This is a genomic window from Mesorhizobium loti CJ3sym (assembly GCF_000472785.1).
GTDB classification, from domain to species: Bacteria; Pseudomonadota; Alphaproteobacteria; order Rhizobiales; family Rhizobiaceae; genus Mesorhizobium; species Mesorhizobium loti_E.
Window position 1 is genome coordinate 248,750 of sequence record NZ_AXAL01000010.1, and the last position, 16,254, is coordinate 265,003.

General features: G+C 62.7%; 18 protein-coding genes. 4 read left to right on the top strand and 14 right to left on the bottom strand.

All coding sequences use genetic code 11. From position 1 onward, the window contains the following. Window positions 1–4: 4 nt before the first annotated feature. From A3A9_RS0116020 to A3A9_RS0116030, 3 genes are all read right to left on the bottom strand, one after another. Window positions 5–871 carry a carbohydrate ABC transporter permease gene (locus tag A3A9_RS0116020; protein ID WP_027059687.1) on the bottom strand — a complete coding sequence of 289 codons (867 nt, stop codon included), beginning with the start codon at window positions 869–871 and terminating at the stop codon, window positions 5–7. After that, entirely contained in the window at window positions 871–1,767 is an 897-nt protein-coding gene (locus A3A9_RS0116025) for a carbohydrate ABC transporter permease (protein WP_027059688.1), read from the bottom strand. The genes A3A9_RS0116020 and A3A9_RS0116025 overlap by 1 nt, the downstream gene beginning before the upstream one ends. Window positions 1,768–1,892: 125 nt before the next feature. Next, on the bottom strand, window positions 1,893–3,212 hold the full coding sequence (locus A3A9_RS0116030; RefSeq protein WP_027059689.1) for an ABC transporter substrate-binding protein: 1,320 nt from the start codon (window positions 3,210–3,212) through the stop codon (window positions 1,893–1,895). A gap of 169 nt (window positions 3,213–3,381) precedes the next feature. Between A3A9_RS0116030 and A3A9_RS0116035 the strand changes: the two genes are divergently transcribed. Next, a complete protein-coding gene (locus A3A9_RS0116035; RefSeq protein ID WP_027059690.1) occupies window positions 3,382–4,167 on the top strand; it encodes an IclR family transcriptional regulator in 786 nt (261 codons plus the stop codon). A gap of 65 nt (window positions 4,168–4,232) precedes the next feature. Continuing rightward, window positions 4,233–5,072, top strand: a complete 840-nt coding sequence (locus tag A3A9_RS0116040) for an amidohydrolase family protein (protein WP_027059691.1) — start codon at window positions 4,233–4,235, stop codon at window positions 5,070–5,072. A 6-nt stretch (window positions 5,073–5,078) separates the two neighbouring features. Here A3A9_RS0116040 and A3A9_RS0116045 read toward each other — a convergent pair whose 3' ends face one another. The 8 genes from A3A9_RS0116045 to A3A9_RS0116080 form a co-directional block, all read right to left on the bottom strand. Then, the gene (locus tag A3A9_RS0116045; RefSeq protein WP_027059692.1) at window positions 5,079–6,047 is read right to left on the bottom strand and encodes an ABC transporter permease; all 969 of its coding nucleotides are present in this window, start codon (window positions 6,045–6,047) and stop codon (window positions 5,079–5,081) included. Window position 6,048: 1 nt separating this feature from the next. After that, window positions 6,049–6,999 (bottom strand): ABC transporter permease, encoded by a 951-nt coding sequence (locus A3A9_RS0116050; protein ID WP_027059693.1) that lies wholly within the window; start codon window positions 6,997–6,999, stop codon window positions 6,049–6,051. Beyond that, window positions 6,996–7,754 carry an ATP-binding cassette domain-containing protein gene (locus A3A9_RS0116055; protein WP_027059694.1) on the bottom strand — a complete coding sequence of 253 codons (759 nt, stop codon included), beginning with the start codon at window positions 7,752–7,754 and terminating at the stop codon, window positions 6,996–6,998. The genes A3A9_RS0116050 and A3A9_RS0116055 overlap by 4 nt, the downstream gene beginning before the upstream one ends. Continuing rightward, window positions 7,747–8,484, bottom strand: coding sequence for an ATP-binding cassette domain-containing protein (locus A3A9_RS0116060; protein WP_027059695.1), 738 nt, complete (start codon window positions 8,482–8,484; stop codon window positions 7,747–7,749). The genes A3A9_RS0116055 and A3A9_RS0116060 overlap by 8 nt, the downstream gene beginning before the upstream one ends. A gap of 66 nt (window positions 8,485–8,550) precedes the next feature. Continuing rightward, complete coding sequence (locus A3A9_RS0116065; protein WP_027059696.1) at window positions 8,551–9,738, bottom strand: ABC transporter substrate-binding protein; 1,188 nt, start codon at window positions 9,736–9,738, stop codon at window positions 8,551–8,553. 23 nt (window positions 9,739–9,761) lie between these two features. Further along, on the bottom strand, window positions 9,762–10,919 hold the full coding sequence (locus tag A3A9_RS0116070) for an extracellular solute-binding protein (RefSeq protein WP_033838585.1): 1,158 nt from the start codon (window positions 10,917–10,919) through the stop codon (window positions 9,762–9,764). A 2-nt stretch (window positions 10,920–10,921) separates the two neighbouring features. Then, entirely contained in the window at window positions 10,922–12,082 is a 1,161-nt protein-coding gene (locus tag A3A9_RS0116075; protein ID WP_027059698.1) for a CaiB/BaiF CoA transferase family protein, read from the bottom strand. 2 nt (window positions 12,083–12,084) lie between these two features. Beyond that, window positions 12,085–12,636, bottom strand: coding sequence for a MaoC family dehydratase (locus tag A3A9_RS0116080; protein WP_027059699.1), 552 nt, complete (start codon window positions 12,634–12,636; stop codon window positions 12,085–12,087). A 209-nt stretch (window positions 12,637–12,845) separates the two neighbouring features. On the opposite strand from A3A9_RS0116080, the gene A3A9_RS0116085 reads away from it, so the two are divergent. Beyond that, a complete protein-coding gene (locus tag A3A9_RS0116085) occupies window positions 12,846–13,943 on the top strand; it encodes a lactonase family protein (protein ID WP_027059700.1) in 1,098 nt (365 codons plus the stop codon). Between the two features lie 49 nt (window positions 13,944–13,992). Here the strand turns inward: A3A9_RS0116085 and A3A9_RS0116090 are convergent, their stop codons facing one another. The 3 genes from A3A9_RS0116090 to A3A9_RS0116100 form a co-directional block, all read right to left on the bottom strand. Then, window positions 13,993–14,979 (bottom strand): Tim44 domain-containing protein, encoded by a 987-nt coding sequence (locus A3A9_RS0116090; protein ID WP_027059701.1) that lies wholly within the window; start codon window positions 14,977–14,979, stop codon window positions 13,993–13,995. Window positions 14,980–15,050: 71 nt separating this feature from the next. Beyond that, the gene (locus A3A9_RS0116095) at window positions 15,051–15,344 is read right to left on the bottom strand and encodes a zf-TFIIB domain-containing protein (protein ID WP_027059702.1); all 294 of its coding nucleotides are present in this window, start codon (window positions 15,342–15,344) and stop codon (window positions 15,051–15,053) included. A 179-nt stretch (window positions 15,345–15,523) separates the two neighbouring features. After that, window positions 15,524–15,763 (bottom strand): hypothetical protein, encoded by a 240-nt coding sequence (locus tag A3A9_RS0116100; protein ID WP_027059703.1) that lies wholly within the window; start codon window positions 15,761–15,763, stop codon window positions 15,524–15,526. A gap of 308 nt (window positions 15,764–16,071) precedes the next feature. Here A3A9_RS0116100 and A3A9_RS0116105 point away from each other — a divergent pair. Next, a partial coding sequence (locus A3A9_RS0116105) for a transposase (protein WP_027058977.1) occupies window positions 16,072–16,254 on the top strand: 183 nt, incomplete at its 3' end.

Genomic DNA, 16,254 nt, shown 5'->3' on the forward strand with positions numbered 1-16,254 from the left:
GGGATCAGCCTTTCACCGCGCCGGAGGTCAGGCCGCCGACAAGGTGTTTCTGGACAATGAAGGTGAGGGTGAGCGCCGGAATGATCATCACCACGGCGAGCGCGCACATGCCGCGCCAGTCGATGGTGAACTCGGCCGTGTAGTCGAGCAGGCCGACCGGCAGCGTCTTGGCGCTGACCGAGCGGGTCAGTTGCGAGGCCAACGCGAATTCGTTCCAGCAGGTCAGGAAGGCGAAGATGGCGGCCGACGCAATGCCAGGCCCGGCGAGCGGGAACTCCACCTGCCAGAAAGCCTGCCAGCGCGTGCAGCCATCGATCTGCGCGGCCTCCGCCAGATCCTTGGGCACCTGGCGGAAGAAGCCGTCGATCAGCCAGATCGTGAACGGCACGTTGAGCGCGACATAGGCAAGGATCACCCCGAAATGCGTGTCGATGATGCCGAGCCGCACATAGAGGAAGAACAACGGCAGCGACAGTGCGATGCCCGGCACCGTGCGCGTCAGCATCAGGCCGAGGAAGACGCTCGATTTGCCGCGGAAGCGGTAGCGCGCAAAGGCATAGCCGCCGGCCATGCCGATCGCCACCGCAATCACCGTCGAGGTCACCGAGATGATCAGCGAGTTGCGGAAATATTCGATCACCGGGATGCCGCCTTTGCCGATACCGCTGAACATCGAGACATAGGCGTCGAACGAAATCTCCTGCGGAATCCAGACAGGCGGCTTGGCCATGATCTCGACGGTCGGCCGCAGCGACGATATGACGATCCAGAGGCCCGGCAAGCAGATCGTCAGCATCGCCAGGAACAGGCCGATGCGATAGACGATGCCGAGCAGCCGGCGCTTCAGGCGGGCGGAAGAATTCTCGTCCATCACCACTCCGCACCGATCTGCGTGCGCGCCGCGGCGAGCTTGTTGAAGAAGTAGACGGTGAAGGCGATCGACAGCAGGATCGAGAAATAGGCCATGGCGTTGGCCATGCCCATGCGCCCGTCGCTGTAGGCGGTGCGCGCCACCAGTGTCCACAACAGCTCGGTGCGGCCGGCCGGCCCGCCGTCGGTCATGATCTTGACGATGTCATAGGCGCGCGCGACGTCGAGCGAGCGGATGGTCATGGCGATGTAGGCGAAGGGCATGACGAACGGCCACGTCACATAGCGGAACGTCTGCCACGGCGTGCAGCCGTCGACGCGCGCCGCCTCGATCGGCTCCTTGGGCATGGCGAGCAGGCCGGCGAGGATCAGGATGGCGAAGATCGAGGTCGATGACCAGATTTCGGCGATCGAAATGGCAATGAAGGCAAGATGGCCTTCGATCAGCCACGGTATGGCGTCCTGCGTGATGCCGAGCGACTGCAGGGCGTTGTTGATCAGGCCGATATTGTCGTTGAACATGAACTTGAACTGGAAGCCGACGAGGATCGGCGAGAACATCATCGGAAACATCATCAGCGTGCGCAGGATGCGCTGGCCGCGCGTCGCCTTCTCGACCAGCATGGCGAGGCCGAGGCCAAGCAGCATTTCGAGATTGAGCGCGATCGTCAGCAACAGCACCGTGCGCCCGAAAGCCCACCAGAAATCGGTGTTGGCCAGGATCGACAGATAATTCCGGAAGCCGATGAAGACATAGAATGTCTCGGGCTTGATCAGCCGGAAAGGCGTGAAGCTGGAATAGAGCGACAACAGCAGCGGCACCACGACGACCGCCGCCAGCACGATGCCAGCCGGAAGCAGCAGCAGGAATGGCGCGGATGGCTTGAAGCCCTTCATCAGAATTCCTGAAATGTTGCATTGGACTGGCGGCGAGGGGGACGCGGGCCATGTATCGCCGAGCATACGCCGGGACGCGATCGCCTCCCCCATCATAATGGGGGAGGCGGCCTTGGAAGTCGTTTCTACAGCTTGCCGGCGTCTTGGAGGATTTGCGTCGCCTTGGCGGCGGCTTCGTCCAGTGCCTGCTTCGAGGTCTTGTCGCCAAGGATCGCCGCCTGCAGTTCGGGATAGACGGCGTTCGAGATCTCGATCCACTCAGGCGTCTGCGGCACGGCGAAGGCGTGCTTGGCTTCTTCCTGGAAGGCGGCGAGAACCTCCTTCTTGTAAGGATCGTTCTCGGCCTGTTTCAGGTCCCAGTCCCAGACAGCGGTGCGCGTCGGCAACGGGCCTGCGGCGGCCTCGAGCTTCTGGCTGTCCTCGTTGGTCAGCCACCAGACGAGCGAAGCGGCAGCTTCCTTGTTCGGGCAGTTCTCCGTGACCGAGAAGCCGTGGAAACCGGACCAGCCGGTGCGCTTGCCGGAAGACCCCTTCGGCGCGACCTTCACGCCGACATTGCCGGCGACCTTCGACGACTTCGGATCGTTGAAGAAGCCCGCCCAGCCCGGCCAGTCGAGGTTTATGGCGACAGTGCCTGAGGCAAAGCCCTGGCCAAGATCGTCCCAGAGGTAGTTGGTGGTTCCGGCCGGCACGGCCTTGGCCTTGTAGAGATTGACGAACCAGTCGAGCGCCCGGATGCCGGCCTCGGAGTTGAAGACGGGCTTGCCGTCCTTGTCGAGATACTCGCCGCCCTCGGCGACCACCATCTCGTAGAAGCGGCCGTTGATCGCCTCTTCCTTGCCGGCGAATTGCGTTCCGTAGAAATTGGGTGGGTTGGCGAAGAACTCGGCCTGGTCGGTAACTTCCTTCCAGGTGTCTGGCGGCACCAGATCGTAGCCGTATTTCGCCTTGAACTTGGTCTTGTTGTCGGCGTTCTCGTAGAGGCTCTTCTGGTAGTAGAGTGCCGATACGTCGAACTGCGCGCGCGGCAGCATTTCCAGCTTGCCGTCGATGGTCGCGGCCTTGATCGTCGACGGCACGAAGGCGTCGATCTCTTCCTTGGGCAGCAATTTGCTGAGGTCGGTGTAGAGGCCCGTATATTGCGGCGCGAACGACGAATGGTTCCAGCCGACGCACCAATTCGTGCTGCCCGAGGCGATGTCGGACTTGAGCTCCTTGTCGATGTCGAAGCCATTTTTCTTGGTCAGGATGTTGACCTTGGCACCGGTCGCCTTCTCCCATTCGGGAATGCGCTCGTAGAGCTTTTCATATTGCTGGCCGCCGATCAGCTTTACGTCGACGGTCACCCCTTCGAACTTGCCGGGCAGGTCGCCGGCAAGGGCCGTGCCTGCACCGAATGCAAGCAACAATGCGCCGGCGGACACGCCGGAAAGCAGTCTGTTCATTGGTATCCTCCCTTGGTGCGCCTTGGCAGGCGACCGCAACTCGTCTGATGACAAGAAGTGCTACATTCATATACAAACAAAACATTCATGGATACGTCAAGGCGAAATTTGTTTCCGCCGGCTCCGTTCCTGCGTATATGAAGGGCAGAATTCACTGGAGAGATGGTTCATGGATGACAGCGAAGACGAGCGCTATCGCGCGCCGGCGCTCGACAAGGGGCTCGACATCCTTGAGTTGCTGGCTGGCGTCGACGGTGGCCTGACCCAGGCCGAAATCGCCAAGAAACTCGACCGCAGCCCCAATGAGTTCTACCGCATGCTCGACCGGCTGGTGCGACGCGGCTATGTCACGCGGCTCGACGGCGACCGCTACTCGCTGACGCTGAAACTGTTTGGCCTGGCGCAACTGCACGCTCCGGTGCGGCGGCTGGTCTCCTTTGCAACGCCGCTGATGCGGGAACTGGCGGAGACATCCCAGCAGGCCAACCAACTCGTTGTTTTTGATCGCGGTTCCGCTGTCGTCATCGCCCAGCAGGAAGCCCCGGACTACTGGGGCATTTCGATCCGTGTCGGCTCCCACATCAGCCTGTTCGACACCGGTTCGGGCCATGTGCTGCTCGCCTTCCGCTCGCAGGAAGAGCGGCAGATGATGATTTCCGAATACGTCCGCAGCACAGACAAGACGGCGCAATCTGCCGAGTTCTTCACCCGGCTCGACCAGATCCGCGACCGTGGTTACGAGATGATGGCCTCGATGCAGACCGCCGGAGTCTTCAACCTCTCGGCGCCGGTGCGCAGTTCGGACGGCAAGGCGATCGCCGCGCTGTCGATCCCCTACATCACCGTCATCAACACGCCTGCCGCGCCCGACATAACCCGGACCATCGAGCTCTTGCTGGCAACGTGCGAGAAGCTGTCGCACCTGGCAGGCTCGACTGTCGGTTCATCGGCATAAATTCTTATTTGAATGAAGAATTCCTCCGTGAGATGATTTGAAAAAGCCGGAGGACGAGCCTCGCCATGATCATCGACACCCATCTGCATCTCATCGATCGCTCTGCCTTGCGCTATCCCTGGCTCACCGGCGTGCCCGCGCTCAACCGCGATTTCTCCTATGAGGAATATGCCACTGAAGCGCAGCGTGTTGGAGTAGAGCGCGTGTTGCATATGGAGGTCGATGTCGATCCTGCCGACATCGAAGCCGAGACAGCTCGTGTCGAAGGATTGTCGCGGCAACCCGGCAGCATGCTGGCTGGTGTGATCGCATCCTGCCGGCCGGAAGAGGCTGATTTCGCCGCCTATCTCGAACGCCAGCAGACAAACCCTTTCGTCAAAGGCTTCCGCCGCGTGCTGCACGTCATGCCGGACGAGCTATCCGAAGGCACGCTTTTTCGCGGCAACATCAAACGGCTTGGCGGCACCGGCCTGACCTTCGATCTCGTCGTGCTGCCGCACCAGATTCCGAAAGCGATCGCGCTGGCCGACCTTGCGCCCGACGTCCAGTTCGTCCTTGACCATTGCGGCGTCCCCAACATCAAGGGTGGGGTCGAGCATCCCTGGCGTGAGCACATGAGCGAGATCGCACGGCGCCCAAATGTCATCGCCAAGATTTCCGGCGTCGTCGCTTATGCCGATGCCGGCAGCTGGACCGTTGAGACACTGCGGCCTTACGTCGAGCACACCATCGGCTCGTTCGGCTGGGATCGCGTCGTGTGGGGCAGCGACTGGCCGGTCTGCACGCTCGGCGGCGGTCTTTCGACCTGGGTGGCGGCGACCCATGCGCTGCTTTCAGGCTGCAGCGCAGAGGAGCGTGAGGGCTTGTGGTCGGGAAATGCCCGCAAGCTGTGGCGGTTGAAGTAGCTGCCGTCAAATCGTCGTCGAGACGTGCCGCTCGCGGCCGTAGAGCGAGACCAGCAGCACGATGATCAAGCCAAGTGCCGCCTGCACCGCCGACGGCTGGAAGCCGAGGCCGATCAGCAGCGTGTTGATTTCGGTCAGCACCAGCACGCCGGCGATCGTGCCGAGATAGCTGCCGCGACCACCAACGAGTGCAGCGCCACCGACAACAACCGCTGCGATGGTCTGGAACAGATAGGGCTGTCCGACATCGCCATAGGCCGAGCCGGTGAAGCCGAGCAACAGCACGCCGGCCACCGCAGCGAAGAAGGCGCTTGCGGCATAGGTGATCACCCACATGCGAACCGGATCGATCAGCGCCAGCGGTGCCGCACCCGGATTGCTGCCCAGCGCATAGAGCCGGCGTCCATAGGGTGTCCGCTCCAGCACCAGCACGACGAGTGCCGCCAGCACGACCAGGCTTGGCACCAGCCATGGCACCGGCAGCGGCCCGGCCGATCCGCCGATCGACACGAAGCTGGAAACCGCTTGCGGTGCCGAGCCTGAGGGGAAGCCGGCGGTCCACAACAGCACCAGCCCCTGCACGACCATGCCGATGCCGAGCGTGACGATGAGCGGCTGGATGTCGAGGCTGCGCGCGATCAGCCCGTTCAGCCCACCGATGAGGATCGCCAGTACGCCAACCAGACTGCAGACGAGAAAGAAATTCCAGCCATCGCCGTAGACCTGGGCCGCCACGACATTGGCAAAACCGATGACGAAGGGGATCGACAGGTCGATGCCGCCCATGATGACGACCAGCGTCTGCCCGATCGAGGCGACCGCGAGCAGCGAGGCGAGCACCAGCATGGCGCGTATCGCAAACGGCGCTGAATAGCCCGGAATGAGAACTGTTCCGGCAAGATGCAGAAGGGCGGCGACACAGAAAGCGCCGACGACACGGGCGTTGGTTGTCGCGAACAGGTTTTGGCCGGCCATATCAGCGCCCCCTCATGGCAAGACGTTCCTGCAGCGCGGTCAGCATCACCGCCAGCACCAATATGGCGCCATAGGCAATCTGCAGGACGAAGGTCGAGACGTTGAACGTCGTCAGGACGCTTTGCAGCAGGAAGATATCGATGGCGCCGATCGCTGCGCCCGCAACGCCGCCGCGCCCGCCGGCCAGGCTGACGCCGCCAAGTGCGACGGCGGCGATGGCGATCAGCGTGTAGGTCGGCCCGATATTGGGATCGGCGGAGCCGATCAGCGCCGTCAGCATCAACCCGGCACATCCGCCGAAGATGCCGGTCATGACATAGGCGATGAAGCGCACGCGCGTGACATCGACGCCGGCGGTGTAGGCTGCGCGGTCGTCGCTGCCGACCGCCATCAGTTGATCGTAGTAGGGCGTGCGCCGCACCAGCCACCAGGCGATGAACATCAAGGCGAGCGGCAGCATCGACCACGGACCGGCCAACGCCTTGAGCCAGACGGGTGCGGGACCGATCGGCGCGGGCAGGATCGTCAGCGTCACGCCGGTGAGGATTAGATAGGTGCCGAGCGTGGCGACGATCGGCTGGATGCGCACGATGGTTGCCAGAAAGCCGTTTGCCGCGCCGATCAGGGCGCCGATGAGCAGGGCCGCCGGGACAAGCAGCAGGGGCGAGGAGATGCCGGCCTTGAGGAACAGCACCTGGATCACCATGGCGTTGACGAAGCCCATCAGCGGCCCGACAGAAATGTCGATGCCGCCACGCCCGGCAAGGATAACCGGCGTGGAAGCGATGGCAGCGCCGATCAGCGGAGCGGCCAGTCCAACCAGCGCGCCCCATGATCCCGGCTGGAACCGCCCCGGGCTGAGGATCAGGTTGACCGCTAGCAGGACGACCAGCAGCACCACGGCGAAGCCGATGCTTCGCCCAAGAGACAGGAGGCGTGAGATTTGGCTCATGCCGCACGTCCGAACATGGCAGATATCACGCTGTCGGTATTCATAGCGTCACCGGAGATGTCCGCGGCAACCTCGTTTTCCCGGAAAACCAGCACGCGCTGGCAGAGGAGAAGAATCTCCTCGATCTCGCTGGACAGGATGACAAGCCCCATGCCGTCGGCTGCCAGCCCGCGAAAGACGTGGTAGAGCACATGCCGCGTCGCCACGTCGACGCCGCGCGTCGGGTCGTTGAGAAGCAGGATGGCGGGCTCCAGCGCCAGCGCCCGCGCCAACAGCACCTTCTGCTGATTGCCGCCCGACAGGGTGGTGATCGGCGCATCCGGCCGGGGTGCCGCGATCGACAATTTTTCGCGATAGATGTCGTAGCGCGCCTTGCGCGCTGCCGGACTGATCAGACCAAGCCGCGTGTCGCGCGACAACGTAGAGACGGCGAAATTGTCGAGCACCGACTGCGTCGGGAAAATGCCGTTGGCACGCCGGTCGCGCGGCAAATAGGCGATGCCGCTGGCGACGGCTTTTCGGAAGCCGGTGATCTTGCGGGATGCGCCGGACAGGGCCAGTTCGATCGATCCGCCAAGTGGCGGCGCCAGGCCGGCGAGCATTTTGAGGAACAGCTCCTGGCCGTGGCCGTCGAGACCGGCAAGTCCAACGATTTCGCCAGGAGCGATGGCTTGCGTGATCGGGCTGGCACCGGACGCGATGACGAGGTCGCGAATGGCGAGGCCGCGGAAATCAGGGGCGGCGCGATCAGCCATGCGCCAGCTCCGCCGCCGTGCGTGGCGCCATCGCCTTCAACAGTTCAGCCGGCGTCGAGGCGCCGCGTTCCTCGGTGCGCACGACGCCGCCGCCGCGCAGGATCGAGATGCGATCCGAAAGCGACATCACCTCGTCCATGCGGTGCGTGATGAACAGAATGAGGCAGCCTTCGCCGGCAAGCGCGCGCATCAGCGAAAAGACGGATTCACGGTCGGCGAAGTCGAGCGCGGCGGTCACCTCGTCGAGGATCAGGACCTTCGGATTGCGCACGATCGCACGAGCGAGAACCACCAGTTGCTGCGCGGCCAGAGGCAACAGGCCGGCGGGAATATCGAGAGGGACATCGGTGACCGCAAAGCGTTTTAGCGCCGCCGCTGCTTTGTCCCGGCGTTCATTGCGAGGCACGGCGCGCCGGAGCAGCCCATCGAGACCGAGCAGGATATTGTCCATCACGCTGCGATCCGGTGCGATCAGCACCTCCTGGAACACCGTGGCAAAGCCTTGTGCCTGGAAAGCCGAGGGGTTGGCGCCCGAAAACGGCTTGCCTTGCAGCAGGATCGCGCCGCTGTCCGGCTGGACGATGCCGGACAGGAGCTTGACCATGGTGCTCTTGCCCGAACCATTCTCGCCCAGGATAGTGTGGATGGTCCCTGCCCGGAACGCGATCGAAGCGTCCGCGAGCGCGACCGTCTCGCCATAGCGTTTGGATATGTTTTGGATTTCAAGCATGTCGTGTTTCGATGATGGCAAGCCGGCTCCCGGAAAGGAGCCGGCTTGCTGAGTCTATCTCAGATGTCACTTCGCGCAGGCGTCTGGAACTTTTGAATAATCCCAGCCCTTGGTCGGCGCCGGATTGGAGAAATAGGCGTCGAGCCATTCCTCCGGCATCGGATCCTTGGGCGGGATCGGGAAGATCGAGACGGCATCCGTCGTCATGCAGTCCTTGTACCAGGAGCCGAGATCGGCGGTATGCACCGGCGGGATCGGGATCAGCAGCGTGTTCAGCTTCGGCTTCTGGCCCTCGAGCATGCGCTCACCGACGCGAAACAGCGTCTCGGCGGTCCAGTGCGGCAGCACCGCATGGCCTTCGAAGCGGTACTTGTCGGGGTTGGCCTTCCAATAGCCCAGCGCGTCACCGGTGATCGAGCCGGTGATCAATGGCGCCGGCCGCCCCGCCTCGGCGAAGGCCTCGGCGACGACACGGCTTTCGCTGCCGGTCGTCCAAACCGCATCGATCGGCGCCGGGTTGGTAGCGATCGCCTGCAGCACCACGGTCTTGGTGACATTGGCCGTCCAGTTGCCGTTGACGTTGCGCGAAATCTTCAGCTTCTGATTTTCGGCCAGCGCCTTGTCCGCGCCCTGGCGTTCCTGCACCACGATCGGATGACCGGCAATGCCTTCGACCAGCAGGATGCTGGCGCCGTCCGGCTGCGCCTTGCCGATCGCGGTCATCATGTCATAGCCCCAGCGCGCATAGTTGGAATCGACATTGATCGCGTTCGGACTGGTCACCGAACCGGCCGCGGTGATGAACGGAATGCCGGCCTTGGCGGCGGCATCGATGGCATCGTCGAGCGCCGTCGCCGAGCCCGGGATCGAGGTGATGATCGAGCACTTCTTGTCGATGAAGGCGCGGATCTGGTTGATCTGCTGGCTGGCGTCATTGTTGGAGTCGGACACTTCGAAACTGGACACCGTGCCGTCGGCGATCAGCCCGTCGACGAGGCGCTTCAACTCCTTGGTGACGGTGACCCGCCACGGATTGCCCTGGTAGGATTCCGAGTGGCACCATTTCCATGGCTTCGGCGGTGGCGTGAAATTGTCCCAGGCTGAAGGCAGCACCTTCTGCGGCGTGCCGTCATACTGCGCCTTGAGTTCCGTCGGCAGCCCGCCGATGACGCCTTGCACGTCCTGGGCATAGGCAACGGTTGCAAGCGATGTAAGTGCGGTTGCGGCCAGCAGGCCGAGCATCATGTTTTTCATTGTTCTCCTCCGGTTTAGTAGTTTCAGTCTCCTCCACCGGCAGCGCCGGTCACCTGCGCGGGAAGACTCTCCCGGAACAGGCGATTGAGATCGGCAATGACCCCTGCGGCTTTGTGCCCGGAGGTCATACCGGAAATTATGCGGTCGGAAGCCGCCTGCTGGAACGCCATGTAGCCGTCATGGCGCGGCCGCACCCATGCGCCCTCCAGCGTCGCGCGCGTGTCGCGATAGAAGTTGCCGGTCGCTGCGTTGACGCTCTGATCCTCCCAGCCCGCGGCATGACCCGGCTGTCCACCAGCCGCGGCATAAGGACCACGCTGGATATCGCCGCTGGCGACCCAATAGGCGAAGTCGGTCGCTGCATCTTTCGCCTTGGAAAAGGCTGACACCGCTATGCCGGTACCGCCGAGCGCCGAACCGATCGGACCGTTGGAGCCGACGACCGGGATGTCGGCGAAGGCGAGCCGATGCTCACGAAAACCAGTCATCGCATAGGAGACATAACCGTAGATCAGCGGTGCACATGCGATGCGCGAGCCAGCCTCTGCCATACGCTCCGAAACCGCGATCGGGTCCATCTCGAAACAGGCGGGATCAACCAGCGCTGCGATCTCACGCATCGCCTCGAAGACTTCGCTGCCGGTCTCGATATCGATGAGATCGCGGGACGGATCGGTCGCGCAAGGGTAACCGAGATTGCCGGCAAGTGTGTAGAACACCATCAGCACGTGGGGTGGTCGCAGTGGCAACAGCACGCGCCCTTGTCGGGCAAGATCGAGCACCTCGTTCCACTGTGCCGGCGGCGCCTCCAGCGCATCTGGCCGCCATGCCAGAACCTGGCTGGCCGCATCAATCGGGAAGGCCCATTGCCGCCCCTGCCAGTTGTAGCTCGGATAGGACTGGCCGACGCTGCCCGAGGCGAGCGCGGCACGCTCCGCCTCGCGGCCGGCGACATCCAGCGGCGCGAGACAACGCTCCGCCGTGATCTGGCCGACATGCGGATGGTCGATAACGATGAGGTCGTAGGCGCGCGCCAGTTCCTCGACCGGGAAGGATTCGAAATCCTGTAGCGAGCGCTTGTCCCATTCGATGGCGACGCCGGTCTTCTGCTGCCAGACGGACGAGCAGGCGACCATCGGATCGTAGCCGCGCGGATGGCTCCAGGTCATGCCTTTGAGCATGGTCACAGGCCGAACTCCGCCCGTATTGCAGCGCTATGCTCGCCGATGCGCGGTGCCGCCCGATCTACCTTGGCCCTGATACCATCGACCCTGAGCGGCGAACTGGTGGTGAGGATCGAGACGCCGTCCTCACGCGTTACTGTCTGCAGCATGTCGAGCGACTGAAAACCTTCACTGGCCAGCATTTCCGGCCAGGCCAGCACCTTGGCGCACCAGATGTCGGCCGGCTCCAAAATGACCAGCCACTCGTCGATGGTTTTCGTCGCAATCCTCTGCGCGATGATCGCCTTGATGTCGTCGCGGGCGGTAAACCACGATGCCGGTTTGTCGCGATAAGGCGCCAGCTCATTGAGCGACAGCAGATCGGCGAGTTTGGAGATCGGCGTCATGGCGATGGCGAGATAGCCGTCCTTGGCCGGATAGACGCCGTAAGGCGCGGAGAGATAGGCGTGCGCGCTGCGAAAATTGGAGCGCCTGGGCAAGCGGCGGCCATCATTGAGATGCGTCGTCAGCACCTCGAACTGGAAATCGATCAGCGCTTCCAAAAGGCTGGTCTCAATATGGCTGCCCTGGCCGGTGATGCCGCGCCGCACCAGTGCGGCCAGAATGCCTTGTGCGCAGGCCGCACCCGCCAGCATGTCGCCAATGGCGAGGCCGAACGGCACCGGCCCCTGGTCCTCGTCGCCATTCAGCCACATCACGCCCGAGCGCGACTGCGCCAGCAGGTCCTGGCCGGGTCGCTTCACCCACGGGCCTTCATCACCGTAGCCGCTGATCGACGCATAGACGAGCCGCGGGTTGATCTTGCGCACGGCTTCGTAGTCAAGGCCGAGGCGCTCGATGACACCAGGCCGGAAATTCTGGATCAGCACATCGGCCTTGGCCAGCAGTCCGCGCAGCGCCTTGAGATCGGCGTCGTTCTTGAGGTCGATGGCAAGACTTTCCTTGGACCGGTTGATGGCGTGAAAGATGGTGGAATCGCCGCCGATCTCGGTGTCGCTGAGATAGAGCCGGCGCGACAGGTCGCCGCCATCCGGACGCTCGATCTTGATGACGCGGGCGCCGAGATCGAGCAGCCTGAGCGAGCAATAGGGCCCGGACAGGAACTGGCTCATGTCGACGACGGTGAGACCGGTGAGCGGCAATTCGGCTGCGGCCGGCATCCTCATTTCTCCGTCTTGCCGACGTAATCGGCCGGGTTGCGATACTTCACCGTCTGCAGATGCTCGCAATACAAAACGAGCTCGCCTTCGCCCTTGAACACCTCGTAGCTAGCGCGGATCAGCCCCATCTCCTTGTAGCGGGGCTTCTTGTCGAGGTTGGAGCGGATCGAGTAGATCGTGTCGCCAATGAAGACAGGTTTTATGAAGCGCAGTCTGTCATAGCCGTAGGAAAAGGCATTGACGCAGTTGGTGGCGACCAGCCCCAGCCCTGCCGAAAAGACGAAAGCGCCGGCGATCAGCCGCTTGCCGAAAATACCTTCGCTCTCGGCAAACATCTGGTCCTGCACATAGGGGTGGATATCGAGCACCAGCGTGTTGAACAGATGGCTGTCGCCTTCCGCCATCGTGCGCCGTAACGAGCGGATTTTCTGGCCGACCGGCCAGTCCTCGTAGAACCAGTTCTCGGCGTTCCACACCGGCAGCGCGGCATGCGCCTCGGGCATGTTTTTGGGATACGTCGAGGCGACGCCGACAGTGGGGGCGAAGTCGTTCATGGCTGGCTCCGGCAGTCTCGCAGGAGTCTCCGGGCATCCGTTTGAACACGCCTCGTAGCGCCTGAATGCACGACGTCTCCTCCCGTCAATCTTCTTTTGTAAATAGTATTTTCACATATGGGGTTGCGTTGCAAGCGAGGACAGGCGAAATTTTGGCCCAGTCCGCAGCCCTTGGGCGCAGGCTGGCAAGGGAGGAAGTCATGCGCAGTATCTGGAATGCTTGTCTGGTGTTTGTCGGCAGCCTGAACCGGGAGGCGCCTTATTTTCAGGGCGCCCGAGGTGTCGGTCTTGGCGTCTACGGTTTCGATGAAAGAACACTGATCGTCCAGAAGCTTGCCGAGACCAACGACGTCGACAATCCGACCTTTCTGTCGGTCACCCCAGATGGGTCGCGGCTCTATGCCAATTCGGAGGTGTCGACCTGGCGCGAGGGGACTGTTTCCGCCTACGGCTTCGATCGAGCCTCGAACGGGCTAAGCTATCTGAACAAGCAGCCTTCTCTTGGCAGCATCACCGCGCACAACACCATAACCCGTGACGGGACGAAACTTCTGGTTGCCAACTACGGCGTCGGGGAGGGCGGTCCGGATAGGGCCGTTGCGGTCTATACTTTTGACAAGGACGGCGCGCTGTCGCCGCCTGTGGCCAGCGTCTCTCACAAGGGCAACGGTCCCAACGCGGCGCGGCAGGAGCGCTCGCATGCTCACAGCGTCACCGAAACGATCGCCGGCGGAATGGCAATCGTTGCCGACCTCGGCATCGACCGGCTGGTGTCATATCGGATCGGGCGGGATGGCAGCCTGACCAAGCTGGCGGAATCCGCGCTGCCGCCCGGCGCAGGCCCGCGCCATATCGCTTTGCACCCGAACGGACGCTTCGTCTTTGTCATGAACGAGCTGGATTCGACAATTGTGTCGATGGCGCTCGACGACGCCACCGGAAGGCTTTCCCTCATCGATGTCAAACCGGCAGTGCCGGACGAGGCGCGCGAGACCAACCACTGCTCCGATATCCAGATTTCGCCGGACGGTCGTTTTGTCTACGGCGGCAACCGGGGCCACGACAGCGTCGTCATCATGGCGGTCGATCAGGAGACTGGTGCTTTGAGCCTTGTCGACTATATCCCATGCGGCGGCGCGACGCCGCGTAATCTGGCGCTGACACCGTCGGGTGGCCATCTGTTCTCGGCAAACCAGAATGCCGACCGCATCTCGATCTTCGCCCGCGACGCGGCGAGCGGCTTGCTGACCGACACCGGCCGGGCCATCGAGGTTGGCACGCCGATGTGCGTCAAGATCGTGCAGTGATTGCCGGCACAGCCGGGAATCAGAGTGGGCGAGCCGATACCGCTTGGCGTCAGGCCTGCTGTATGGCCGAGAGCTTCCAGTTCGAGCCGTTCTCGCGCACGAATGTCCACAGCTCGGTCGTCTCTGTCATCTGATCCTCGTCGCCCTCGACGATCTTGTCGCTGGCCCGTTCGCGCATCACGTCACGAGACTCGTAGCGCAACGCGGCCGTGGCGTAGTCGCGGTCATCCTCGCGCCAGCTTTCCGCGACGTCGGCCTGCAGCAAGCTGATATCGGACACCTCGTTCCTGAGACCTTTCTGGGCGTTGTCGGCCAGCTCTTCTGAGAGATAGGACACCATCCCAGGCGTCGTCGCCCGGCGCAGGGCGGCATGGTCTTCGCGCCCGAATGCTTCCTGCACATCGATCAACAGCTGCTGGAATGCTTCAAGGTCGGTTTGAGCCAGCGTGATCTCCTCAGAGACCGCAGCCGGAGAGCCTCCGCCCGAACCGCCGCCGAAGCCGGGAATCGTGAAAGAGCCTGCAGTCTGCTGCGGTGCCGTTGCGCGGTTCTCAAACCGCGACGCCTGGCCATTGCCGGCACCGGCAAATGCTGGGGCAGGGCCACGCGCCGATTGCGACTGGAAGAAGCGGATGGCCAGCATGATCGCGCCGCCGAAGAGCAGGGCCTGCAGCAGGAAACCGAACATGCCGGCCAGGCCGCCGAACCCTTGGCCCAAGAGCAGCCCGATCAGGCCACCGATCAGCAGGCCGCGCATCATCGTTCCGCCGAAGCCGCTCATGAAGCTGGGTCTCTGTGGACCGGCCTGCGGCTGCCGGGCGGCAGAGTTCACACCGGTGGTGGGCGTCATCGAACGCTCGACCGGAGCGGTCGGTGCCGGAGCGGTCCTTGTCGGCGGCGCCGTCTGAAACGTGCGCGTGCCGCGACTACCGAAGCTGCCGCCGCGCCGAGCCTCGGCATGATCGATCGCGACCATGGAGAATGCAAGGAACAGCCCAGCAAAGAGAGTTGCAAATCGGCTTGTGCGAGAGATCATCGGAGATGAACCTTTATCGATGTGGTTTTAGAAATTTTCAGCAAATGCCGGCGCCGGGCTGCGTCATGCGATCAATCGAACAATTCTTCGAAGAATGATTTCTTCCGTTTGGGATAGCGGTGGCCCTGCGAGCGGGAATAATCGTCGTCGCGGTCATGTTGCGGCTGCAAGAACGCTGCCGGCTGTGGCTGCACCGCAGGCGCCGCCTCCCTGCCGGAGCGCTCGACGATCTTGTCGAGTTCGCCTCGATCAAGCCAGACGCCGCGGCACTGCGGACAATAGTCGATTTCGATACCCTGGCGTTCGCTCATTGTGAGCGCAACGCGGCAGGAGGGGCAAACCAGGCCAAGCAGGGGAGATGTCATACGGGGCTCCAACCGAAAGAAATGAGCCCGCCTGACCAAAAGGAATGGAAACGGGCCCGTTAAAGCGGTCCGACATCACAATCACAGAAGCGATCGTCAGAGGGGCCCGGCCCGCACCGGACAGTTAGGAATGCGGAGCCGTGCCTTCAAGGGCGGGATTGCCGGCAACAATGATTTGTTCATGGGTCCGTTATACCGACCTGCTTATCTACAAGCGCTTTAGCGTGCTCAAACGCAGCCTGTGCGCCGGCCTGATAGGCATTGGTCCAAAACAGCAACACGGTGGCTGCCAAGGATGTCGCGCCAAGTAGCCAAGGCGAGAGCCGATTAAATTTCTTCGGCTCCCTGACGCCCAGGACGCCTATCCCGATGACCGCCGCAGCGACCACCGGCCACGCAAGTCCGTTCATGGCGTCCATGGATTGTCCCCTCAATCTAATCCTAAACCAAGTCTAACCGGAACATTCGGTCCCTAACAGGGGTGCCAGCAACGATCGTTGGTCGTCGGGGGCATCGTTGCGCGTCGCGATGACCCGCACCCCCTTGCTGACGCTGTGTGGTCGGAATGGGGTAGGTTTGCCTGGTTCCCTGAACTATGCGCACCCGCACATCGAAAAAGGGCCCGCCGTTGCCAGCGAGCCCTTTTTGGAACTAGGGTCAGGACCTATTAAAGTTCTTGCGGAGACAGCAAACGGCTGATTCATTGGCGGTGCGAGGAGGCGCTGCAATGAGTGATTTGATCTGGCTGTCGGAGGCGCAGATGCGCCGGATCGAGCGGCATTTCCCGCTGTCTCACGGAGTGCCCAGGGTCGATGATCGGCGGATCGTCAGTGGCATCATCTTCGTGATCAGGAACGGCCTTCGGTGGCGCGACGCGCCCAGCGAGTATGGTCCCCACAAGACGATCTAC